Annotated in this window: 20 protein-coding genes; 6 read left to right on the forward strand and 14 right to left on the reverse strand. The window is 36.9% G+C overall.

The window, feature by feature from the left end; translation table 11 throughout:
* Positions 1-102: 102 nt before the first annotated feature.
* The 3 genes from EO244_RS01285 to aqpZ all read left to right on the forward strand — a co-directional run bounded on the left by EO244_RS01285 (position 103) and on the right by aqpZ (position 4,152).
* The gene (locus tag EO244_RS01285) at positions 103-849 is read left to right on the forward strand and encodes a GW dipeptide domain-containing protein (RefSeq protein WP_129252166.1); all 747 of its coding nucleotides are present in this window, start codon (positions 103-105) and stop codon (positions 847-849) included.
* 132 nt (positions 850-981) lie between these two features.
* A complete protein-coding gene (locus tag EO244_RS01290; RefSeq protein WP_129252168.1) occupies positions 982-3,390 on the forward strand; it encodes a TonB-dependent receptor in 2,409 nt (802 codons plus the stop codon).
* A 72-nt stretch (positions 3,391-3,462) separates the two neighbouring features.
* Positions 3,463-4,152: an aquaporin Z gene (aqpZ, locus tag EO244_RS01295; protein ID WP_129252170.1), complete on the forward strand. Its 690-nt coding sequence runs from the start codon at positions 3,463-3,465 to the stop codon at positions 4,150-4,152.
* Positions 4,153-4,524: 372 nt separating this feature from the next.
* On the opposite strand, the gene EO244_RS01300 is transcribed toward aqpZ, so the two are convergent.
* Positions 4,525-6,588 carry an insulinase family protein gene (locus tag EO244_RS01300; RefSeq protein ID WP_129252172.1) on the reverse strand — a complete coding sequence of 688 codons (2,064 nt, stop codon included), beginning with the start codon at positions 6,586-6,588 and terminating at the stop codon, positions 4,525-4,527.
* 87 nt (positions 6,589-6,675) lie between these two features.
* Positions 6,676-7,998 carry a M16 family metallopeptidase gene (locus tag EO244_RS01305; RefSeq protein ID WP_129252174.1) on the reverse strand — a complete coding sequence of 441 codons (1,323 nt, stop codon included), beginning with the start codon at positions 7,996-7,998 and terminating at the stop codon, positions 6,676-6,678.
* 434 nt (positions 7,999-8,432) lie between these two features.
* On the opposite strand from EO244_RS01305, the gene EO244_RS01310 reads away from it, so the two are divergent.
* Both EO244_RS01310 and EO244_RS01315 read left to right on the forward strand, forming a co-directional pair.
* Positions 8,433-9,089 (forward strand): phosphatase PAP2 family protein, encoded by a 657-nt coding sequence (locus EO244_RS01310; protein ID WP_129252175.1) that lies wholly within the window; start codon positions 8,433-8,435, stop codon positions 9,087-9,089.
* Positions 9,090-9,114: 25 nt separating this feature from the next.
* Positions 9,115-10,932, forward strand: a complete 1,818-nt coding sequence (locus tag EO244_RS01315) for an LTA synthase family protein (RefSeq protein WP_129252177.1) — start codon at positions 9,115-9,117, stop codon at positions 10,930-10,932.
* A gap of 157 nt (positions 10,933-11,089) precedes the next feature.
* On the opposite strand, the gene EO244_RS17140 is transcribed toward EO244_RS01315, so the two are convergent.
* The 11 genes from EO244_RS17140 to EO244_RS01360 all read right to left on the reverse strand — a co-directional run bounded on the left by EO244_RS17140 (position 11,090) and on the right by EO244_RS01360 (position 20,112).
* Entirely contained in the window at positions 11,090-11,224 is a 135-nt protein-coding gene (locus EO244_RS17140; RefSeq protein WP_262707904.1) for a hypothetical protein, read from the reverse strand.
* Positions 11,225-11,376: 152 nt separating this feature from the next.
* The gene (locus EO244_RS01320; RefSeq protein WP_129252179.1) at positions 11,377-11,754 is read right to left on the reverse strand and encodes a hypothetical protein; all 378 of its coding nucleotides are present in this window, start codon (positions 11,752-11,754) and stop codon (positions 11,377-11,379) included.
* Positions 11,755-11,864: 110 nt separating this feature from the next.
* Entirely contained in the window at positions 11,865-12,416 is a 552-nt protein-coding gene (locus EO244_RS01325) for a 2-oxoacid:acceptor oxidoreductase family protein (protein ID WP_129252181.1), read from the reverse strand.
* Between the two features lie 91 nt (positions 12,417-12,507).
* A complete protein-coding gene (locus EO244_RS01330; RefSeq protein WP_129252182.1) occupies positions 12,508-13,281 on the reverse strand; it encodes a thiamine pyrophosphate-dependent enzyme in 774 nt (257 codons plus the stop codon).
* 3 nt (positions 13,282-13,284) lie between these two features.
* Complete coding sequence (locus EO244_RS01335; RefSeq protein WP_129252184.1) at positions 13,285-14,370, reverse strand: 3-methyl-2-oxobutanoate dehydrogenase subunit VorB; 1,086 nt, start codon at positions 14,368-14,370, stop codon at positions 13,285-13,287.
* A gap of 44 nt (positions 14,371-14,414) precedes the next feature.
* The gene (locus EO244_RS01340) at positions 14,415-14,642 is read right to left on the reverse strand and encodes a 4Fe-4S dicluster domain-containing protein (RefSeq protein WP_101308731.1); all 228 of its coding nucleotides are present in this window, start codon (positions 14,640-14,642) and stop codon (positions 14,415-14,417) included.
* Positions 14,643-14,866: 224 nt separating this feature from the next.
* Positions 14,867-16,183 carry an aminotransferase class I/II-fold pyridoxal phosphate-dependent enzyme gene (locus tag EO244_RS01345; protein ID WP_129252186.1) on the reverse strand — a complete coding sequence of 439 codons (1,317 nt, stop codon included), beginning with the start codon at positions 16,181-16,183 and terminating at the stop codon, positions 14,867-14,869.
* Between the two features lie 199 nt (positions 16,184-16,382).
* Positions 16,383-16,898 (reverse strand): flavodoxin FldA, encoded by a 516-nt coding sequence (gene fldA, locus EO244_RS01350; protein ID WP_129252188.1) that lies wholly within the window; start codon positions 16,896-16,898, stop codon positions 16,383-16,385.
* Between the two features lie 115 nt (positions 16,899-17,013).
* Positions 17,014-17,706 carry an Mpv17/PMP22 family protein gene (locus tag EO244_RS01355; RefSeq protein WP_129252190.1) on the reverse strand — a complete coding sequence of 231 codons (693 nt, stop codon included), beginning with the start codon at positions 17,704-17,706 and terminating at the stop codon, positions 17,014-17,016.
* A 94-nt stretch (positions 17,707-17,800) separates the two neighbouring features.
* On the reverse strand, positions 17,801-17,950 hold the full coding sequence (locus EO244_RS16845) for a hypothetical protein (RefSeq protein ID WP_164977383.1): 150 nt from the start codon (positions 17,948-17,950) through the stop codon (positions 17,801-17,803).
* Positions 17,951-18,048: 98 nt separating this feature from the next.
* Complete coding sequence (locus tag EO244_RS01360) at positions 18,049-20,112, reverse strand: acetate--CoA ligase family protein (RefSeq protein ID WP_129252192.1); 2,064 nt, start codon at positions 20,110-20,112, stop codon at positions 18,049-18,051.
* Between the two features lie 472 nt (positions 20,113-20,584).
* On the opposite strand from EO244_RS01360, the gene hydE reads away from it, so the two are divergent.
* Positions 20,585-21,667 carry a [FeFe] hydrogenase H-cluster radical SAM maturase HydE gene (gene hydE, locus EO244_RS01365; protein WP_129252193.1) on the forward strand — a complete coding sequence of 361 codons (1,083 nt, stop codon included), beginning with the start codon at positions 20,585-20,587 and terminating at the stop codon, positions 21,665-21,667.
* Between the two features lie 83 nt (positions 21,668-21,750).
* Here the strand turns inward: hydE and EO244_RS01370 are convergent, their stop codons facing one another.
* A complete protein-coding gene (locus EO244_RS01370; RefSeq protein ID WP_129252195.1) occupies positions 21,751-23,397 on the reverse strand; it encodes a M28 family metallopeptidase in 1,647 nt (548 codons plus the stop codon).
* Positions 23,398-23,579 lie beyond the last annotated feature (182 nt).

Here is a 23,579-nt window from a genome sequence, read left to right on the forward strand (position 1 = left end):
GGATCTGAATAATCCGACTTGATTGTTTATCAAATGCCTTTTGTTATATTGCATATTAATATCTTTATGTATCTTAATCCAAAAATTAAAAATTTATAACCTATGAGATTAATATTTGCACTGCTTGCTTGCAGCCTATTTATCAGTTCTTGTCAGGAGAGCGCTAAAAAAGTACAATCGTTTAGCACAGGTCAACAAACAGACCAAAGTATTAACGATAAGACCACTGATTCTACACCTAATTATCATCATGTTAAAGTCAAAGAACTCTTACAAACAAGTTCTTACACCTATTTATTTGTAAATGAAAACGATAAGGATTTTTGGATTGCCGTTCGTAAACTGGATGCCAAAGTTGGTGACGATGTGTATTACCAAAATGCACTTGTGATGAAAGATTTTAAGAGTAAAGAACTTGATCGCGTATTCGAATCCATATTATTTGTACAAGGCAATACAAGCACCCCACCAACAAGCCATCCAACGGCTAAAATGCCTGCTAAAAAAATGCCACCCAAAGTGGATAAAAAAATAGAAGGCATCCATGTTAATCCTGTTGATGGTGGAATCAGCATCGCTGATCTTTTCAAAAATAAGGAGCAATATGCAGGTAAAAAAGTAATTGTTAGTGGAAAAGTTGTAAAAGTTAATAATGGTATCATGAAAAAGAATTGGATACATATCCAGGATGGAACCAGTGACTCAGACAACTTTGACCTGACATTTACAACTCAAAATCAAGCTAATATGGGTGATATTATCACAATTGAAGGTACTGTATATTTGAACAAAGATTTTGGTGCCGGATATTCTTACGATTTAATTATCGAAGAAGCCATCATCAAATAATTATCTATAACTCAAAATCAGATCCCAGCATTCAAATGTTGGGATTTTTTTATACATCCGCTAATCATCTCAACATAAAACACTAAATTAGAGTGTCATGAGATTGGATATTTTTCAAAACACAAGCTTTATATGAAATTAAACAAGTTCCTTTTACTTCCCCTTTTTATACTTTCTGCCCTAAACGCCTGGGGCCAATCCGGACATATTAAAGGACGTGTTTTCAATAGTATCAACAATGAAGCCGTTCCATTTGCCAATATTGCAATTGCGAATACCAATAAAGGAACTACAGCTGATATTAATGGTAATTTTCTCCTTGATAATCTGGCTCCTGGTAGCTATAACCTGATTTGTAGCAGTGTCGGATTCGAAACTTACTTCCTTTACGAGGTCACTGTAAGCTCTTCAAAACCAATCAGAATAAACATTCCATTACAAAAAAACATTCAACAGCTTGAAGAGGTGAAAATAAAAGCTACTCCCTTTAATAAAACTCAGGAAAGCCCACTGAGTATGCGTAGCATCAATTCGACTGAAATATACCGAAGTCCGGGGGGAAATCGAGATATTTCCAAGGTGATTCAGATTCTTCCGGGGGTGGCTTCAACCCTCGCTTTCCGAAACGATATTATTGTGCGTGGTGGCAGTCCAAACGAAAATCGCTTTTATCTGGACGGTATTGAAGTTTCCAATATCAATCACTTTGCCACTCAGGGTGCATCAGGCGGACCGGTTGGCATGATCAATCTGAACTTTATTCAAAATCTGGATTTCTATGCTGGAGCTTTTCCGTCCAATAAAGGGAATGCGTTAAGCTCGGTTCTTGACTTTAAACAACGTAATGGTAATGACGAAAGATTATCAGGAAACTTAACGGTAGGTTCAAGCGATTTTGGTATGAGTCTCGAGGGGCCAATTGGTGAAAAATCAAGCTTCATTTTTTCGGTGCGGCGCTCCTATCTGCAGCTCCTTTTCAAGGCATTAAAACTGCCCTTTTTACCAACCTACAACGATATGCAATTCAAGCACAATATAAAATTGAACGCTAAAAACACACTCACACTAATTGGTTTGGGTGCCATCGACGATTTAAAACTAAATACATCGGTCAACAAAGGACTAACTGACACCAAAGAAATAGACCGAAACACTTACATTTTAGGCAACCTCCCCGTAAATAGTCAATGGAACTATACTCTGGGGGCAAAATGGCTGCACTATTCAAAAAATAGTTATCAGAGTTTTATTGTGAGTCGCAACCACCTGAATAACGAAGCCATAAAGTATAAGGACAATATTGAACAAGCAAATTTATTACTGCTGAATTACAAATCGCAGGAAATCGAAAACAAATTTAAATTTGAGAGTACCAAGAGAAAAGGTGCCTGGAAATGGAACCTGGGAGTCTCAAGCGACTTTGTGAAATACACCAATTCGACTTTCCGCAAAAAAGAACAAAATGGAGAAGCTGTCACAATCAATTTCAATTCAGAATTAACATTCGGGAAATACGCTCTTTTCACGCAAGTCAGCCGTAAATTTATAGATGACAGGTTAAGCCTTTCATTAGGAGTAAGAAGTGATTTCTCAGATTATTCAAAGGAGATGGTCAATCCTTTGGATCAATTATCACCTCGTTTTTCAGCATCCTATTCGCTCAGTCCTAAATTCAATGTCAACTTCAATACAGGACGCTATTTTCAATTGCCTGCCTATACAGTTATGGGATACAGAGACGGTAACAACACGCTGATAAACAAAAAAAACAAAATTACCTTCATCCAATCAAAGCATTGGGTTGCTGGTATAGATTATAATCCGACACAGTACTCAAAAATTAGCATTGAGGGTTTCTATAAAAAATACAAAAACTACCCCTTTCTTTTAGCTGATAGCATTTCATTAGCCAATCTGGGAGGCGACTATGGCGTGATAGGCAACGAGGCTGCCAAATCGATATCAAAGGGCAAATCATATGGCCTTGAAATTCTCATGCAACAAAAGTTGAGTCATAGGATTTACGGCATCCTATCCTACACCTGGGTTAGAAGTAAATTTAAAGACAAACATGGCTTATACGTCCCTTCTTCCTGGGACAATAAACACATCCTGAATATCACAGCAGGAAAGAAATTTAATAACAACTGGGAGTTTGGTATGAAATTCAGACTCCTTGGCCCTGCCCCTTACACACCATATGATGTTGAGTTATCAGCTCGTAAGGAAATCTGGGACATTGCACAGTCCGGACAATTTGATTGGGATCGTCTAAATAAAAAACGCAACCCCACATCTCACAGCCTGGACATTAGACTCGATAAAAAATGGTTTTTAAAAAACTGGGCGATAAATGCTTACCTTGATATACAAAACATCTATAATTTTCAAGCTAAAACTGAGCCATACTTAAGTGTAGAACGTGATGCTTCGGGAAATCCGATTGAAGATCCAAACAACCCGCTTGCATACAAAACTTACCAAATTGAAAACAAATCAGGATCAATCCTTCCATCTATTGGATTAATGATCGAATTTTAAACTAAATGAGCATATCGAAACCAAAAATATTTCAAATTAAAGTCAATTATTAACCCTAATTTAAAACAAGTTATGAAAAAATTAGTTGCTGAATTTATCGGAACACTTTGGTTAGTATTAGGAGGGTGTGGAAGTGCTGTATTAGCTGCTGCCTACCCTGAATTAGGAATTGGTTTTCTAGGTGTTGCTCTTGCTTTTGGGCTAACAGTTCTCACCATGGTCTACGCCATTGGACATATTTCCGGCTGCCACCTGAACCCCGCTGTATCGATTGGTTTATTTGTCGGTGGACGTTTTAACAAAAATGAATTATTACCTTATATCGCAGCCCAAGTATTAGGTGGCATAGCAGGAGCAGGCATTCTTTATTTAATTGCCAGTGGAAAACCAGGATTCGAAATGGGAGGTTTTGCTGCAAATGGTTATGCCGAACATTCACCAGGAGGTTACAGCATGCTTGCAGCACTGGTCTCTGAAATTGTGATGACCTTCATGTTTCTGATTATTATACTTGGAGCAACCCACTCTAAAGCACCGAAAGGATTGGCAGGATTGGCAATCGGATTGGGATTAACCCTCATCCATCTAATCAGCATTCCGGTGACCAATACTTCGGTTAATCCTGCAAGAAGTACAAGTCAGGCTTTTTTTGTTGGTGATTGGGCAATAGATCAGCTTTGGCTGTTTTGGTTAGCGCCCATTGTTGGAGCTATTCTTGCTGGTTTAGTCTATAAATATATTTCTCCTGAAACGGAAGAATAGATGGCAACAAACAGAAATAACGAATTCAATAAAAAACGAAAAAGGCTGGTCCCCACCAGCCTTTTTCTTCTAACCCAAAATTAATTTTCAATACGAATTTAACCCTAAATCCTTATATAATCATATTGAAACAATCGATTCTATCATTGTGTTTAACTAACCACTAATTACACTCCTGAATCGGTCGGCAAAGGTAGAAACAATTTATAAATGGCCAAACACTTTTTGTTTTTTCTCTAAAAATTTCAAAATATCCCTAAAAATGGGTGTTACAAAGCAGAAATTAGATAAAATAGAATTTAGGCGATTGGTATTCAAACAAAAAAAATGGCTACCTAAGGCAGCCATTTAAAATTATTCATTCAATATTTTTTAATTGAAGAGTTCATCTTTAACCTCTTTATTAAGCTCTAAGCTTGTAATTGTTAAAGGCATTTCCTGAGGTCCCATTTGAGTGATTGTTGTAAACGGAAATTTTATACCATCTACATCCTGATAATCTTTGTAAATCATCGTCACAGACATACCGTTTTGTTGAGCCACTGTTTTCAATTTCAGACCAGTAGTTGCACAAAAATAATCAACCTTTTTTGTTCCATCTGTTCCCACAATTTCCAACTTATAAACTTTCTTAGAATCAACTTTATCGGTGCCTACTAGCTTTGATGTGAAACCTAAAGCTTCAAGATTTAGTTCGGCACACATTTGAGCTTGCATTTTAAATCCATTAAGTTGTTCTGCATTTGCTTCATTCGTTTGTCCTCTGGCAGTAAGCTTTGCAGTTGCTCCATTATATTTAATTGCTTGCATAACCTGCCCGTTCATCATCATACTCATGGCAAATTTCTCGTTGCCTTTGTAATACTGCTCCACATTAATGCTCATTGGCCCCATTTTCATTTCGCCTTTCAAACTCATATCCTTAATGCTTTCCAGTTTCTCTCTTCCACCGATAGCTTTGATATAATTTTCAACAACAACATTTGCAGTCAAGCCTTCAGGAATCGCATTAGGATCTTCCTTTACAACATTTCCGTCACCATCGTACTCTTCAACAGTATTTGTAGAACTTAACTTTGCTAGCTTATTTTTCAAGCCTCTATCTCCTACTACCAAATAGATTGCATTATCAGGATCAACATATTTTTTAGCCATAGCCTGAACATCTTCAAGCGTTACTTTATCTAATTTCTCCAGATAAGTTGCATAATAATCTGATGGCAAGTTGTAACGTTCAATTGCTAATGCAAAACTTGCAATAGTTGATGGCGATTCAAGAGCACGAGCAAAATCACCTGCAAGTGTCGCCTTGGTCATATCAAAATGATCCTGAGTCATCTTCTCATTTCTGATATGATTCATTTCACGAGCGATCTCAATAAAGGCACTATCCGTAACTGCAGCTTTCACTTCGGCACCGGCATAAAAGTCACCTACCAATTTATCAGCTGAAACACTTGAATAAGCCCCATAGGTATAACCCTTATCTTCGCGAAGATTTTTCATTAATAAACCTGAAAATCCACGTCCTAACATGGCATTCATAACACTTACAGGAATGACATCAGCAGAACCCTTTTTTAAATCGATAGGGTAAACAATCTGAATCGTAGACTGTGGTGCAGCATCTTTGTTAGACAAAACTACTCGCTTACCTTCAATCTTTGCCGGAGTATCATAAACATGACTAGGTACAATACCAGATTCCCAATTACCAAAATACTTCTTTACTAATTTTTTAGCTTCTTTGGTTGTGATATCTCCAACAATAGCCATTACCGCAACATTAGGCTTAAAATAATTAGCGTAATACGTTTTACAATCATCTAAAGTCACATTAGCCAATGTTCCTTCAGTCATAACATCAGAATAAGGATGATCACTACCATATAAAACTTTACTTGCTACATTTTGTGCAATTTGTTTAGGTGATGTTTTATCTGCCTGAATACCTGAAATATTTTGCTTGATCAATTTGTCAAACTCTTCAACAGGAAAAGCAGGGTTCATAACAACATCAGACATTAAAGCTAAAATCTGATCCTTATACTTAGATAAACCTGCAGCAGATGCGCCTTTTGAACTAGTACCTAATCTTGCACCAATAAAGTCGACCTCTTCAGCAATTTCCTGTGATGTTTTTGTTTTGGTTCCTGCATCAAGTAAACTTCCTGCAATAGAAATATATCCCGCTTTATCTCCTTCAACAATCGGATCGATAAGCAATTCAAGATTAAAAGCAACCTTAGGCAGGTTGTGATTCTCAACAACCAAAACTTTCAATCCATTCTTCAGAGTGAAAGTATCGTAATCGCCCAATTGCACCTTTGGTGCAGGACCAGCAGCTGGAGCCTTGGTTCTGTCAACTTGTGCATGAACCGTTGTTACTAAACAGATAGCAACAAGTATGAATAAGAATTTATTTATTTTTTTCATCTTTTATAATTTACATGTTAAGGCAAAAAGCCTATCCCAATAAATTTGAGCCTTCACTAAACGACTCAATAAAAATTAAGTTACCCCCTATTTTGCTTTAGGCAGGTAATAAAGAACAACTCGGTTTTCAGGAATAAAATATTTATTTGCAACACGCTTAATATCTTCACGCGATACAGACAAATAATTATCTAACTCCTGGTTAGCTCTTTCAGTTGACTTATAATAAGTATAAGCTGTCGCAAGATTTTCAGCTCGTCTTTCAATAGTAGCATTAGAACTTACAAGGTCATTCTCAACCTTATTTTGAAGCTTCTGAAACTCTCTTTCAGAAATTAAATCCTTACGAACCAAATTGATTTGTTCATCCATTGCTTTCTCAAGATCCATCGGATCAACACCCATATTTGGAATACCGAAAGCTAATGTCAAACCCGGATCCTCGTTAGGCATTGGGAAAGCCATCATCTGCAAAGCCAATTGCTTTTCTTCTACCAAAGTTTTATTCAAACGAGAACTTTTGCCATCTGTTAACAGTTTCCCTAACATGCTTACAGCATAAAAATCCGGTGTTCCGATTGCAGGAATATGATAAGCCTGAATAACTGCTGGCAATTGAATATTGTCAAAAACCGTATCGCGTACTTCTTTTGTTTTAACCGGCTCGACAATTGATGGGCGATAAATCTCTTTTGTTCCCTTTGGAATTGAAGCGAAATAATCATTCACTAATTTCTTAGCCTCTTCTGTTTTAAAATCACCACAAATAGTTAGAACTGCATTATTAGGCACATAAAACTCTTTATAGAAATTCAGGAAGTCTTCATCTTTGGCATTACGAATGTGCTCTTCGTTTCCGATTGGAGTCCATTGGTATGGATGTTTTTCATAAGCATGCGACAAAGTCTGTGGCAAGATAGTTCCATAAGGTTGATTGTCGTAACGCTGCTTTTTTTCCTGAATCACAACATTTTTCTGAGTTTCGATACCAATGGCTTCTACTTTAGCATGCATCATTCTTTCAGACTCTAACCATACACCTAAAGCCAATTGATTCGATGGCAATAGCTCATAATAATAAGTACGGTCAGTTGACGTATTCGCATTCAACTCACCACCCGCTCTTGACACATATTTATCGTACTGATGACGTGGAATATTATCCGTTCCTTCGAACATCAGGTGTTCAAAAAAGTGGGCAAATCCGGTTAATTCAGGTTTTTCATTTTTAGACCCAACATGATACATCACCGAAATAACAATATTAGGCGTTGTATGATCCTGCTGAAGAATGACGTGTAAGCCATTATCAAGATCGTATTCCTCAAACTTAATTTTTCCAGTTTGGGCAAAACTTCCAAGTGTAAAAACACCTACAAACAGAAGTGATAGAAATAATTTTCTAATCATTTTTTTTTAATTTAGGATTGATTATTTAAACACAACGCACTTTAATAAAAACAAGTAAAACTAAAAACAACTCCTTTTTTCGTATCATAAAGTGCACAATAGTTATAATATTTATGTTTGCTAAAATTAATTCAAATATTGAAATTTAAATCCAATTTTAGGTGAATTAATCAATCACATCAAATTTATTGGATGAAACAATATATAGCACGATAAAGCCTGTCAACAACACGGTTAAAATCATTATTTATATGATACCAAAACCTAAATATCAAAGATCTCTCAAAAGAAATCAACGAGTAAAAGTCAGTTTTCCTGACTCAAATCTGTACGAATTCAGCATTTTGTAAGGATAATAACTATTTTTACAGTCGTTTTAAAACTAAAAAGCTATAACAAACAACTGTTTTTGTTAGCCATATACTATTTCAATTATGCTTGAAACCCTTAACCAATTAGATCAGGAATTATTACTCTTTCTCAACAGTCTGCATTCTCCTTTTTTCGATTCATTAATGTATCTGATTTCAGGAAAACTTGTGTGGGGATTATTTTATTTATCTATCATTGTTCACATATACAAAACTTATGGATGGCGTAATTGCATCTATCTGGTGATTGCCATTGCACTTGTGATTACTTGCTGTGACCAAATGGCATCAGGTATTTTAAAACCGACTTTTCAGCGATTTCGACCCAGTCGTTCACCTGAATTGGCCGACTTGGTGCATATTGTAAACGGTTACCGTGGTGGGAAATACGGTTTTGCCTCATCGCACGCAGCCAATGTATTTGGACTGGCAACTTTCTGCAGCCTTTTGTTCCGCAAAAGATATATAAGCATCTTCTTATTTTCGTGGGCAGTTGTGGTTTCTTACTCGAGAATCTATTTGGGCGTTCATTATCCGGGAGATATTATTGTTGGGACGATAATTGGCCTTTTATTTGGCTATGCCATTTACAAATCTCTACCTCTATTCAAATTTCTAAAACTAGATAAACCCTCATTACAACGAAATTGGAAATGGGATCTTACAACCTGGGGAAGCCTCTCTATTTTAGGAATGATTCTCATTGCAATTTTCAAATAATATCAGCTCTTCGACTCTAAAAATTATGAAACAAAGATTATCTTTTTTCCTTGCATCAGCCCTTGGCTGGATCGCATTTATGATATTCATCCGCTTTGCATTTTCAATCTATCAATACTCTCAAACCAGCTTATTAGGACTTGGAGAAATTCTGTTGTCATTTATTTATGGCCTATATCACGACATTTCGATAACGGGCTATATCCTTATGCTTACCGGCTTAATCCTAAGTCTGAGTATTACACTACCAGGAAAGAAATTGAAGCTTCTCTTTCAAGTTTTATTCGGAATTCTCATTCTGATCAGCTTATCCATTGCTGTGCCCAACTTCGAATTATTTCGCAACTGGGGTTTTCATATCGATGGTACTGTTTTAAGCTATCTAAAAACACCTAAAGAAGCTGCGGCTTCAACAGCTACCTCAACTTACATTCTCCTATTCGGTTTATTCGTGGCTATCTTTACAATCACTTATAAACTATTTAATCGATTTTTAATTAGTAAGATCGATGCGATTAAGCCTACTAAATTGAAATTCCTACCTGTTTTGTTGTTGATAACTGCCAGCATGATTATCCCAATCAGAGGTGGTTTAGGCATTGCTCCCATGAATGTTGGCTATGTTTACCATTCAGCAAACACCTATGCAAACCTTTTGTCAGTCAATCCTATTTGGAACTTCTCATATTCTCTAAAAAAACTAAAGAAAAACAAAAGAATAAAGCTTCTTTCTGACGAAGAAGTACAAACCAGATACGCTGAAATGATTGAATCTAAAATCATCGATCAAGACAGCATCCTGAAAAGCAAATCTCCAAACATTGTTTTAATCGTTTTGGAGAGTTTTACCTCTGCAATCATTGAGGAACTAGGAGGCAAAAAAGGTGTGACACCCAATTTCCACTCCCTTTCTGACGAAGGCATCATGTTCACAAATTTTTATGGCATTGGAGACCGAACAAAAATTGGGACAGTTGGTATTTTCAGTGGGTTCCCTTCTCTTCCAAAGAAACCCGTTATTGAATATCACAAAAAGGTTCAGAATCTACCCAGCCTGTGCAAGACATTTAAACAACAGGGATACAACAGCAAATTCTATTATGGCGGCGACCTCCATTTTGCCAGTATGAACTCCTTTTTATCGAATATTGGTTTCAACAACACCATCACAATGGAGGATTTTCCAAGTGAGTTGAATACGTCGAAATGGGGCGTACACGACGAATACTTGTTTGACAGACTCTATCATGATATCACACTTGAAAAAGAACCTTTCTTTAAAGCTTGCCTGACTTTAAGCAGCCATGAACCCTTTGAAGTGCCAATGGAGACGGTTATAAAAGGCAAAGATGAAAACAGCTTATTTATGAATTCAGCTTACTACACCGACAAGTGTTTGGGTGAGTTTATAGCCAGATTAAAGAAACTTCCAAGTTGGGACAATACTTTGGTGATTTTATTGGCTGATCATGGCTCTCGTTACGTAGGTAACTTTGTGCCCAGCGATCCTGTTAAATACAAGATTCCGATGCTTTGGCTTGGTGGCTGCCTAAAACAAAAAGGGCTTAAAGTTCCTAAATATGGATGCCAGCCGGATTTGGCCAACACCCTTTTATCTCAAATGGGGATAGATGATTCGGAATTCAAAATCGGTAAAAACCTCTTTAATAAATCTCAGCGGGGATATGCCTACTTTACCTATAACAATGGGTTTGGCTTTGTGGATTCAACTCAGAGTTTAGTTTTTGATCTGAATTCAAACAAATGGAAATCTGAAATTGATAAACACGAGGATGCTAAAACTGTCCTTCAATATTTAGACTACAGCTTCTTTAAGCTTTAGTGTATAGAACGAATAAAATGAATGGCTAGCTCTTAATGTAAAGGGCTAGCCATTTTTATATCATTACTACCACACATTTAGTTTAGCTTCGCCGAGCACATCTTTGTTTCGGTTTTATTGTGTGGTCTATTATTCAAACTCTCATTTTTTGCTTTACCTATTTAGTTATTGGGCAAAAAACCATTTTTTCAGGCTTTGTACTTTTAACATTGAGCAAAAAACCATTTTTTTTGGCTTTGTCCTTTTGACATTGAGCAAAAAAATCATTTTTCAGGCTTTGTTCTTTTGACATTGAGCAAAAAATCATTTTTTCAAGCTTTACCCATTCGGATATAGAATAAAAAATCTCTATCGTAAACGAAAATTCGTAATTAACTGTTGCAAAAGAATGCTAAAACTGTTCAGCAATACCCCGACTATCAATTTTATAAAATTAATCTGTAACTAAGATTCTGATAGACCTAACCATGTACGAGCAGCATGAACAGTCGTAAAAATTTCCATTGAGTAATTTCTCTGCAAACTAAGCTGCTTATAATAATATGCCATTGCTGTATCTAAGGGTTTATCTAATACAACTGCGTGCTTAATAGAAAGATATCGATCCAATAATCTATTATTCGCATCGGCAATTTTCTGAAGTTGATTAAACTCAAATGCAACCTCACATTCAAGCATATTAATAATCATATTCAGATCTGCCAGCAAAAAGTCATCCTTTATGATAGATTCAATAAAAACGACCACTTCGTCTACTGTAACCGTACCTTTCATTGTACAATTTAACACCTGGCGTCTTTTATCAAAGTCATAATGTATCATAGCTAGTAACTTTATGACAATCAAGTTACAAAACATATTATATAAAAAAAAGAAGAATCTTAGTATAAGATTCTTCTTTTTAATTGGATAGTATTTGTTGTTGTTTTGTTCTATAGCGCTAGTACAGTTTCAACATTTTCAATTCCTTTTTGAATGGCTTCAATATTTAAAGGAATCAATTTATGATGACGCTCTGGCAATGATTTCTCAAGACCTCTCTGAACATTCTCAAGTTTTACGATAGGCTTCACTTTAAGGAAACCACCCATAATAATCATGTTGAAAGTCTTAGGATTACCCATTTCAGTAGCTAAGGCTGCACCTGGAATTCTAAAGATATTGATATCTGTTCTTTCCGGATGACGTGTGATACCGTTTGGATCATATAATAAAGTTCCACCTGGCTTAACATCAGCTTCGAACTTATCCATTGATTGCTGGTTAAGAATGATAGCTGTATCGAATTTCTTCAACACTGGTGAACTAATACGATTGTCGCTAAGGATTACAGTTACGTTAGCTGTACCTCCACGCATTTCAGGACCATATGATGGCATCCATGATACTTCCTGATCCTGCATAATACCTGAGTAAGCAAGAATTTTACCCATTGAAAGTACACCCTGACCACCAAATCCTGCAATTATAATTTCTTCAGTCATTTTTTTACAGTTTTAATCGATTATGGGATAGATCACTGATTGTTCTAAATAATCTACCATAAAGTTAATCTCGCTCTATCCCTAATGAAATTTACTCGTCTTTTAATGTACCAAGTGGGTAATAAGGGAACATGTTTTCTTTCATCCACACGTTAGACTGTACAGGAGACATTTTCCATCCCGAGCTACAAGTTCCAACAATCTCGATAAACGAAATACCCTTATCTTCTCTGGTATTTTCAAAACCTTTACGAATTGCTTTTTTCAATTTGCGAACCGCACCCGGAGTTTCTGCTGACTCACGAGTCACAAAACGAGTACCTGGTAACATCGCTACCATTTCAGACATTTTCATTGGGAAACCGGTTGTATGACAATCACGTCCGTAAGGAGATGTTGCAGTCACCTGTCCTTCAAGAGTTGTTGGTGCCATCTGTCCTCCGGTCATACCATAAATGGCATTGTTTACGAAGAACACAACGATGCTTTCACCACGGTTACAAGCGTGCATAATTTCAGCACAACCGATAGAAGCTAAGTCACCATCACCTTGATAAGTGAAAACATATTTATCAGGCATCAAACGCGATGTTGCTGTAGCCAATGCAGGCGCACGACCATGAGCAGCTTGTTGCCAATCGATATCTAAATAGTTATATGCTAACACGGAACATCCTACAGGAGAAACACCAACTGTTTTTTCCTGAATGCCCATCTCATCAATAACTTCAGCAATTGCTTTATGAATTACACCATGAGTACAACCCGGGCAGTAATGCATTTCGTTATCTAAAAGAACAGAAGTTTTTTTGTAAACAACGTTCTCTTCGCTAATTATATTCTTAAGTTCTGTTGTTGCTGTCATAACTTATTCTCCTAAAAAATTTTGTTCTAATGCTTCAACTACTTCGTCAGGAGTAGGAATAATTCCACCGTAACGACCATAATGCTCTACTGGCACTTTACCGTTAACAGCCAAACGAACATCTTCTACCATCTGACCAGCACTCATTTCTACTGATAAAATTCCTTTTACCTGACCAAGCATTTCCTGAATAGCCTTAGTTGGGTAAGGGAAAAGAGTTATAGGACGTAGCAAACCAACTTTAATTCCTTTTTCACGAGCCAATTCAATAGCTTTTTGGCAAATACGAGCACTTGAACCGTAAGCAACGAATAGATAGTCAGCGTCATCACAATCGATTTTTTCGAAACGAACTTCGTTTTCTTCCATTGCACGGTATTTCGCCTGAAGTTTGTGATTGAAAACTTCCTGCTTAGCTGAATCAAGGTCAAGAGATGTAGAGATATTACGTTCTCTGTCTGCTGTTTTACCAGTAGTTGCCCATGTACCAGACTTCGCGATAATTTCTTCTTCAGTCCAACGAGGCTTGAATTCTGACAATTCAACCTTCTCCATCATCTGACCAATAACACCGTCAGACAAAATCATTGCCGGATTTAAGTATTTGTGTGAAAGTTCGAAACCTAAGTCTACAAAATCATTCATTTCCTGAACAGAAGCAGGAGCCAATACAATAAGCTTATAGTCACCATGTCCACCACCTTTTACAGCTTGGAAATAATCTGACTGAGCTGGCTGAATTGTACCCAAACCTGGTCCTCCTCGTACAATATTTACGATCAAAGCAGGAAGTTCAGCTCCGGCTAAGTAGGTAATACCTTCAGCTTTCAAACTGATTCCAGGGCTTGACGAAGATGTCATTACTTTTTTACCGCAAGATGCTCCACCATAGACCATGTTAATTGCAGCGACTTCGCTTTCCGCTTGAACAACAACCATTCCGGTTTCCAGTTCAGGTCGGCGAATCATAAGGGTTTCCATAATTTCGGACTGAGGTGTAATTGGGTAACCAAAATACCCATCGCATCCGCAACGAATAGCTGCTTCAGCAATCACTTCATTCCCCTTCATTAATCGAATATCTCCCATTACAAAAATATTTTTAAGATTTTCAGATTTTGATTAAATAGTAATTAGCTTGCTTTTACTCTGTAAACAGTAATTACTGTGTCCGGACAAACTAAACCACAACTTGAACAACCAATACATGCATCAGCATTGGCCATGTGGGCATAATGGTAACCTTTGCCATTAACGTCGCGTGCAAGTTCGATAACCTTTGTAGGGCAGGCTACAACACATAAGCCACAACCTTTACATTTTTCGGTATCAACAACAATAGCACCTTTGAATTTTGCCATAGCGTTTATAATATTAAGAATTTAATGTTAATTTGCTCGATAAAGGTAACAAATCAAAAGCGACTTTCATCATTTCCCTTTCAATTCATCGCCAATATCAAGAATTTACAATCAGTCTAAATAAATTATGCCCCATATATAACAAATTCGTTACTTGAGAGGCATATTTTATACGAATCTGTAACTACTCATCTCCTACTTATACGAAATACTTAAACATTCAGTTATGCAAGAACCTGATGATGCTTATGAAACTCTTTCAATCTGAACTCCAAATCAGCAAATTGATCACGAGAGATTTGAGACACACAAGCGCGAAGGCCTTCTTTTAAACTTCCTGTCTCATTCAAACAGATTGCAGAAATACCATAGTATAATAACTTCCTATTCAAATCGGGACCGGTTAGTCCGGGATAAGCAATCGTAAAATAAAATCCATCGGCCAAAGGCACATCAAGATCGGTTCCGTAAACCAATTCAAAACCATTATCTATAAATAGTTTCTTCATAATCTTGGCACGTTCGCCATACTCTTTCACATCTTCAACAAAATTGAATCGACCATCATTAGCCGCTTTAAGCATGCCATGCAAACCATACTGTGCAGAATGTGAAACACCTGAAGAAAGTGTATAGATGATTCTATAGATAATGGTATACCCAAAACCATCTGCTCCAAATCGTTTTTTCAAACCAGCATACCTTCTTTTATATAAGTTATCTGACATACAAAGCAAACCAATTCTTTGTCCTGCGTAAGAGAAAGCCTTTGAGCTGGAGATCATCAAAATATAATTATCGGTATATCTGGCTACTGATGGCTGATATGGTCCCACACCCGGCTGACTCAAATCTGTTCTGAAATCCATTGCAAAATAAGCCAGATCTTCCAATACAATTGCATCGTATTTGGTTGCCATTTCACCAATCGTTTTCAACTCATCCTCATTCATACAAATCCAGGCCGGATTATTAGGGTTTGAGTAAAGAATACCTGCAATATTTCCTTTTGACATGATTGACTCCAACTTATCGCGCAACTTATCTCCACGATAATCGTAAATGTCAAAGGTTTCATATTTCATTCCCAAAACGTCCATTTGCGTTTTCTGCACCGGAAATCCAGGGTCTACAAATAAAATTGTATCCTTCCCTTCTGTTGCAGAACAAACTGCCATAAAAGCGGCATATCCACCTTGCATAGAACCTACTGTCGGTACAATTCCCTCAGGTTTCATATCGACATTCATAAAGTTTTTCACAAATCTGGACGCTTCTTCTTTCAATACCTTAACGCCTTCAAGCATCGGGTAAGCAGAAGCAACGCCATGATCCAGAGCTTCTTTTTCGGCTTCGATACCAAATTTAGAGGCTGCCAAACCCGGAACCCCCATTTCCATACGAATGAATTTCTCTCCACTCTCTTCTTCAATCATATTCACTACACGTACAACATCACGAATAGTGGCATCTTCCATCTTATCAATCTCACACAGAGCTAATTTATCATCAACTATTTGAGAATTTATGGGGGTTTTCATATTCTGTATTTAAAGTGTTATTGTTTAAATTTTAATTACTGCAATTTTACAAATTTTCCTTACAAATTAAAACTAATCGAGCTTATATAATTACAATCTAAAGAGAGGAATCGTTTTAAAAATACCAAACTGATAGTTCCAGTCCAAAAAAAAAGCTTTCTTCAAAAAAAGAAAGCTTCAATTCATATATCAATACTTTTTAAATCATCTCCGGCTCAATGATTTTCAACCAATTATCGACTCTTTCTTCAGTCAACTCTTCTTCGAAATCTTCATCAATAGGAAGCCCTACAAATTTTCCATCTACAAAAGCACGAGATTCATTAAACTCATAACCTTCGGCGCTCACTTCACCAATAAGGGTCGCTCCGGTTTCTTTAACAACTTCAGATAACTCCCCCATAGCATCAACAAAGAAATCAGCATAAGCAACATGATCTCCAAGTCCGAAAATGGCAACTCGCTTACCTTTTAAGCTAATCCCCTTCATTTTGGGCAAAAAATGATCCCAGTCGTTTCCTGTATTATCTGAAGACCAATTATGCTTGCCAAGAGTTGAAATACCCAAAATAATATTTTCATACGCATAGAAAGCACTTGCATCAACATCTTTAACTTTTACCAGAGCAACATTTTCAAGTTTACCAGCAATAAGCTTAGCTACTTTTTCTACATTACCTTCTTCAGGGCCGTAAAACAATCCGATTTTAGTCATATTTTCAGTATAAAAAGAGATGAGACATTAACAAAACACAGTGAACCCACTCGTGCTTATTATAAAAAACAGAGGATTAAAAATTTATAATTTTCAATCCTCTACAAAGTTATAATTATTTAGCACTTTTCAAACTTGCAATGGCGAGTAATACCCCCAATACAATTCCCAAAACGGCTGCAAACAGAACCTGATAATCGGGTGGCAATAAAAAGGTAAATGTATGCGCTGGAATCCAGAAAAAAGGAATTGTTTTTTTGAACACAAAATTCCACTGCACTCCCCAATCCAACTTTTGAAAAATATTAGAAAACTGAATTGGTTTCAGAAAACCACTTAGAGTTCCACCATTATCAATAATATGTGTATCCGTAATTTTATGCAAAGTCATCATTACGGGTGCATAAATAAGGTTCATACAAGCAGATATTGCAAAGGCAACTAATAACTTATCGGTACTAAAAGCACCTTTCATAACTTCAGTTGCCCCATCAAGACCAAGATAAGCAAGGAAGATTGGTGTTCCGGTTGCAAAAATAACAAAAGCCAACTTGATGCTTAATCCTAAAAATCCCCAAACAATAGCTCGGGGAAGAATACCAAAACCCTTTTGGTAGTAAACACCAGATTTCAATCTTAATCCAATCACCTCGCCCAATGTGGCAAGAATAGCGAATTTAATAAAACTGGTAACCATACCATGTGCTTTATTGTAGCCTACATAAAAGTTAAACACCTCATCTGACACAAAAAATGGCAGAAAAAAAGCGACAACACAGAGTATAAATATTAAATCTTGTTTTTTCATTTTTATAATATCATGCAAATGGTAAATAATATCGAGATCGCAAGATCAAGATTTAAAATAAATACCCGAGACGATGTCTCGGGTATCATCCAGCTTATTTAGCTGGTTGTTCGGTATGACTATCAAAGCCCTTTTTTATTCCATTATAAACATTGCTCCAATTTAAGGCAATAGCTATTAAAAGAATCAAAATAAAACTGATCATCAGTTTTTCGTTTAGGCTAAGGTCTTTAAACTTTCTCATAATATAATGAGTAATTTAGTGAGTGAGTAGATTATCAATTTGAAAGATGTAAAGGTATCGTCAAATTCACGAACCTACAAACAAGCTAAGTCACAGTTTTACATCTCTTTTTCAATTCGAATACGAGCATCCACGGCAACAACAGCATCTTTCGATCCTAAAAGTGGGTTTAAGTCCATTTCAAAAATCTCAGGAGCTACTGTCATTAAGGCAGCAACACGAGAAACAGCATCAGCAAATTTCTCTTCGTTTACAGGCTCTTGTCCACGAATACCTTTAATGATACCGTAAGATTGTAAACCACGAATCATTTCATGAGCTTCTTCAGTTGAAATTGGAGCTAAAGCTGCTTTCACATCTTTAAATACTTCGATGAAAATTCCACCCAAACCACACAATACCATGTGTCCGAATTTATCTTCACGTTTAGCGCCAATAAAAACTTCAGTTCCTTTATGCTGAGAACACATCATTACGGCATATGTATCCTGAATCTTAATCAAACGCTCGAACTCAGCCACTACAGTTTCCTCATTCATCACATTTAAAACAACCCCTCCAACATCAGACTTATGAACCGGACCAACAACTTTCATTACCATTGGGTAACCAATTTCCTTAGCCATTTCCTTAGCAGCTTCTACCGTATCAATCACACCTTCTTTCGAACGATCGATACCAGCAGCATCCAATAAAGCATGAATTTTTTCAGGAGCTAAGTAACCGTTATCAGCCTCATCGATAATGGCACGGATCGCCTTTTTATCAACCTCAGGTATCACAATATTTTCAGCCTCTGGCTTTGGTGTGTTATAAACCTTAGCCAATGCGTCACCAAATACAACCTCATCAGGAAAATTGATTCGACCTTTAGCCAAGAAATGTTCAATTTCATCTTTAACATTAATCACCGATGGCAGAATTGGATAAATTGGCTTTTTGCACTGTTTCATTTTCTCATCCAACAAATCGTAGACATCGTATACAGGGAATAAACCCGGGCTACCAAACACAACAGCCATCGCATCGATATTGTCAAAATCATTTTCACAAGCATCGATAATATCACCCAACTGCTGAGCTGTACCTGTTGCAAGAAAATCGATTGGATTTGCCACTGACGAGCCTGCATAAAGTTTCTCTAGCAAAGCATCAGATTTAGGCCCTTCGATATGAGGCACATCCAAACCATTGTTTGAAAGCGAATCGGTCAACATAACTGCTGGTCCACCTGCATGAGTAATAACCGCAATGTTTTTACCTTTCAACTCAGGATGCATAAAGATAGAAGCAACAGTCGCCAACTCGTCTCTACCCGAACAACGTACAATACCTGCTTTTTTGAAAAGTGCATTTACAGCCACATCCGGACTGGCCAAAGCTCCAGTATGTGATGAAGCGGCACGAGAACCTGCTTCCGAGCTACCCGATTTAATCGCAGCAATCTTACAACCTTTACGAATCAATGACGAAGCGTGTTTCAACAACATTTCCGGCTTATCGATGTTCTCGATATATAACAATTTAACAGAGCTCGATGTTTCAGGATCGTAGCTCTCATCCATATACTTCAAAATCTCTTCAACACCCATTTGTGCCGAGTTCCCTACTGAATAAACACTTGAGAATGAAAGCCCCTTAGGTACACCAGACTCCATGATAAATACAGCCGTTGCTCCTGAACCTGAAATAAAATCACATCCCTTAGGATCTAATGATGGAATTGGAGTTGTGAAAACACCATTGTAGTTTGAATTTAGTACACCTACACAGTTTGGTCCGATTAAAGCACCACCAACCGAATTTACGGTTTCAACAATTTGTCTCTCAAGTTCAGCTCCCTCTTCATTCTCTTCGCTAAATCCAGCCGATAGAATAATAAATGCGCGTGTATTTTTCTCTTTTGCCAACAACTCAATTGTCTGTGGGCAAAACTTAGCTGCAATTGCTAAGATTGCACAATCCACTTCAGGTAAATCCTGTGGATTCTTGTATGACTTAATTCCCTGAACCTCGTCTAACTTGGGGTTAGCAACATATAGGTTTCCTTTAAAATTTCCATCAATAAGATTCTTTAAAACCTTACCACCCGGCTTTTGTACATCGTCGGAGCCTCCAACAACAACAATACTTTTAGGATTTAATAACTGTTCGTTAATCATTGTATATGTTTTAGTATTTTATTTCAAATTAAATTCTGATTGACAAAAAACGAATCTGCTCAACTCTTTGTATAAACACTTTAAAACTGATTTTGGGTGAGCTATCTCACAAATATAATCACCTGCAACCAACTTATGATTCATCAAAATTTTGGACAAATATAGTAAGAATCAATACTCTAAAAAGAAGAAACACTAGTAATCTGTAAGCAAACATTCATTTATATCGAAAAAAACAACAATTTAGAACTGATCTAAAACAAACGTTTGCAAATACCCCCCTATTTTCCCGCTTCTGCATAAACTACCAATACAGACAGGTCTTAAAAATTTAAAATAAAATTCCCCAGATAAACATATTAAAGAGTTTCGAGTACGAAACTCTAAATACTACAATTCGAAAGAAAATCTTAAATTTTTATCACTATTTTTGCGAAACAAACTCAAGCACATAAAACCTAATTCCACGGATATGAATATTAGTTTCAACACTCTATTACAGAAAGAAAACTTTACCAAAGACGATATTGTTCGACTTTTAAAAGCTAGTGGTGAACAAGAGAAGGCTTTATTTAAACGTTCACACGAAGTAAAACTTGAACATATTGGCAATAAAGTCTATTTCCGCGGACTCGTTGAATTCTCAAATATTTGTAAAAAAGACTGCTTATATTGTGGCATTCGGGCGACTAACAAAGAGGTCAATCGCTATGATATTGCAAATGATCAAATTCTGAAGGCTGCTAAATTTGCCCATGAACACAAATACGGCTCAATAGTTTTGCAAGCTGGAGAACGTTCCGATCCAGCTTTTGTCAGTCGAATAAGTCAACTATTAAGAGATATCAAAAAAATTAGTAATAACGAGTTGGGTATCACCATTTCACTTGGTGAGCAAAGTGCTGAAACCTATCAAAAATGGTTTGATGCAGGAGCCCATCGTTATTTGCTTCGTATTGAATCGAGCAATGCTGAACTGTATAATAAAATCCACCCCAATAATGAAGAACACTCGCATGCAACCCGACTTAAATGCTTGCAGTCTCTTCAGGATATTGGCTATCAAACGGGAACTGGCGTGATGATTGGTCTTCCCTTTCAAACCTATGACGATTTAGCCAATGACTTACTTTTCATGAAAAAATTTGATATTGATATGGTAGGCATGGGGCCTTTTATTGAGCATGATCAAACGCCATTGTATCAGTACAAAGATCAGTTGATGAGTCTGAATGAAAGATTTAGATTAACGCTTAGAATGATTGCGGTTCTTCGAATTATGATGAAGGATATTAATATTGCCGCTGCCACTGCCCTGCAAGCGATCGATCCTCTGGGAAGAGAAAAAGCCTTGAAAATTGGCGCAAACATTATCATGCCAAATATTACTCCGACACAAGAAAGAGCGAACTACCTTTTATACCAAAACAAACCCTGTATTGATGAGGGTGCTGATGATTGTACCAACTGCATGGAAGCTCGAATTAATATGGCCGATGGCGAGATTGGATACGGACAATGGGGCGACTCCTTACATTACAAATCAAGACACTAAATTCTACCCAATAAAAAAGCGATCTCAGTTCAGGTGAGATCGCTTTTTTGTAGATATAAATTTGAAAACGAGATTTAACTTCTCTATTTCTCAAACTGCTTTTCACGAATGGCTTTGAATTCAGATCCATCTTTCCATTTAGGGAATGAATCCTCGTTAGCTAATTTCCATCCAATACGAAACATCAGTTTAGCATCTTCAGCAACACCTGACAAATCCCACCAATCCTGGTATTCATCAAAAGGCTTGTGATAATTATTTGCCAACCAATCCTTCTCTTTCTCTGACATAAAAGCCTTCCCTTTTTCAATATGATCACAGTTCCCTCGAGCAAACAAAGCAGGTACGCCAGCTTTAGCAAAGCTAAAATGATCAGCCCGATAATACATCCCCGTATGCGGATTAGGGTCCGGCAAGATATAGCGTCCTTGTTGTTTGGCAGCCTCCTCGGCATAATCATCCAATTCAGACTGACCATACCCTGTTACCATCAAATCTTTCATGCGTCCATAAGGCAACATCAAATCATTATTAATATTGGCAACCGTTTTATTTAGAGGAAACAAAGGATGATTGACGTAAAAAGAAGATCCATTCAAACCCGATTCTTCAGCAGATGGAGCTAAAAACACCACAGAACGTCGTGGAGTAGGCATAGCTTTAAAAGCCTGAGCAATCTCAAACATCCAAGCCAATGACGTTCCATTATCAACGGCACCATTATAAATACTATCACCATTCATTTTCCGACCTATGCCAAGATGATCCCAATGGGCAGAATACACAATACACTCATCAGAAAGGTCACTTCCTTTTATAACTCCGATAACATTATGCGTGACATCTTCACTGAATGAATTTCTAATTGTCATGCTCATTTTTGTATCCAGAGTAAAGCCATGAAATCCTTTTTTTCTGGCACTCGCAACAGCTTCATCCAAATTCAATTGATTCGCTGCAAATAATTCAGACGCAACTTCATGAGTCAACCAGCCTTCTATCGCAGCTCTGTCCTGATACTTATTTTCAGATTGCTGATACAATTTAGGAACCAATGCCGAGTTCAAAACTACAGACCATGGATAACCAGCCCCTTTATTGTCATGAATAATTAATAGAGCTGCTGCACCTTGTCTGGCTGCTTCCTCAAACTTATAACTCCAGCGACCATAATAAGTCATTTCGTTACCTTTAAACAATTTATCATTGCCTGAATCCAGTCCGGGATCATTTACCAAAACCAAAACAGTTTTCCCTTTCACATCAAGATTCTCATAATCATTCCATCCATATTCCGGAGCAACAATACCATAACCCGCAAAAACGACTTCGGAATTTTTCACTTCAATTTTATCTTCCAATCGATGTGAAAAAACAACAAAATCGTCCTTATATCGAATAGTACTCTCTTTGCCTTTTGTCACAAACTGCATTGGCGCATCTACACCAACAGTCACTTCAACCAAAGGAACTTCCTGCAAATAGTCATTATCTGTCTTCAATCCCAAATCAGAATACACCTCTGAGATGTATTTAATCGTTTTGCTTTCTCCAGGAGAAAAGGGTTTTCGTCCCTGAAATTCATCAGAAGCCAAAACCTGAATATACTCTTTCATCCGGGCCTCAGATATTACTGACTCGGCCTTTTCTATTGGATCCTGAGTTTGACATGAAAACAAAGACAAGGTCAAACTAACCAATCCAAGCTTTGTAATTAATTTAGTAATCATTGTAAATAAGGTTAAGATTTTAGTCCGGTTAACTCATCTTTTAGTTCCGAACCATATGGTTCATAATAATACAATCTAATATTTTAAGTTAAATATATTGCTAAAAAACTTTAATTATTTCAATTTATAGATAACAAAAGTACTATTTTTAAATACCTGAAAAAATTTGTACCTTTTACTGC

This window comes from Ancylomarina salipaludis (assembly GCF_004122035.1).
GTDB lineage: Bacteria > Bacteroidota > Bacteroidia > Bacteroidales > Marinifilaceae > Ancylomarina > Ancylomarina salipaludis.

What these genes read in the sequence shown, in the direction of transcription:
- EO244_RS01285 (WP_129252166.1), top strand. Translation starts at nt 103, where the DNA reads ATGAGATTAATATTTGCACTGCTTGCTTGCAGCCTATTTATCAGTTCT.
- EO244_RS01290 (WP_129252168.1), top strand. Translation starts at nt 982, where the DNA reads ATGAAATTAAACAAGTTCCTTTTACTTCCCCTTTTTATACTTTCTGCC.
- aqpZ (WP_129252170.1), top strand. Translation starts at nt 3,463, where the DNA reads ATGAAAAAATTAGTTGCTGAATTTATCGGAACACTTTGGTTAGTATTA.
- EO244_RS01300 (WP_129252172.1), bottom strand. Translation starts at nt 6,588, where the DNA reads ATGAAAAAAATAAATAAATTCTTATTCATACTTGTTGCTATCTGTTTA.
- EO244_RS01305 (WP_129252174.1), bottom strand. Translation starts at nt 7,998, where the DNA reads ATGATTAGAAAATTATTTCTATCACTTCTGTTTGTAGGTGTTTTTACA.
- EO244_RS01310 (WP_129252175.1), top strand. Translation starts at nt 8,433, where the DNA reads ATGCTTGAAACCCTTAACCAATTAGATCAGGAATTATTACTCTTTCTC.
- EO244_RS01315 (WP_129252177.1), top strand. Translation starts at nt 9,115, where the DNA reads ATGAAACAAAGATTATCTTTTTTCCTTGCATCAGCCCTTGGCTGGATC.
- EO244_RS17140 (WP_262707904.1), bottom strand. Translation starts at nt 11,224, where the DNA reads ATGTCAAAAGAACAAAGCCTGAAAAATGATTTTTTTGCTCAATGTCAA.
- EO244_RS01320 (WP_129252179.1), bottom strand. Translation starts at nt 11,754, where the DNA reads ATGATACATTATGACTTTGATAAAAGACGCCAGGTGTTAAATTGTACA.
- EO244_RS01325 (WP_129252181.1), bottom strand. Translation starts at nt 12,416, where the DNA reads ATGACTGAAGAAATTATAATTGCAGGATTTGGTGGTCAGGGTGTACTT.
- EO244_RS01330 (WP_129252182.1), bottom strand. Translation starts at nt 13,281, where the DNA reads ATGACAGCAACAACAGAACTTAAGAATATAATTAGCGAAGAGAACGTT.
- EO244_RS01335 (WP_129252184.1), bottom strand. Translation starts at nt 14,370, where the DNA reads ATGGGAGATATTCGATTAATGAAGGGGAATGAAGTGATTGCTGAAGCA.
- EO244_RS01340 (WP_101308731.1), bottom strand. Translation starts at nt 14,642, where the DNA reads ATGGCAAAATTCAAAGGTGCTATTGTTGTTGATACCGAAAAATGTAAA.
- EO244_RS01345 (WP_129252186.1), bottom strand. Translation starts at nt 16,183, where the DNA reads ATGAAAACCCCCATAAATTCTCAAATAGTTGATGATAAATTAGCTCTG.
- fldA (WP_129252188.1), bottom strand. Translation starts at nt 16,898, where the DNA reads ATGACTAAAATCGGATTGTTTTACGGCCCTGAAGAAGGTAATGTAGAA.
- EO244_RS01355 (WP_129252190.1), bottom strand. Translation starts at nt 17,706, where the DNA reads ATGAAAAAACAAGATTTAATATTTATACTCTGTGTTGTCGCTTTTTTT.
- EO244_RS16845 (WP_164977383.1), bottom strand. Translation starts at nt 17,950, where the DNA reads ATGAGAAAGTTTAAAGACCTTAGCCTAAACGAAAAACTGATGATCAGT.
- EO244_RS01360 (WP_129252192.1), bottom strand. Translation starts at nt 20,112, where the DNA reads ATGATTAACGAACAGTTATTAAATCCTAAAAGTATTGTTGTTGTTGGA.
- hydE (WP_129252193.1), top strand. Translation starts at nt 20,585, where the DNA reads ATGAATATTAGTTTCAACACTCTATTACAGAAAGAAAACTTTACCAAA.
- EO244_RS01370 (WP_129252195.1), bottom strand. Translation starts at nt 23,397, where the DNA reads ATGATTACTAAATTAATTACAAAGCTTGGATTGGTTAGTTTGACCTTG.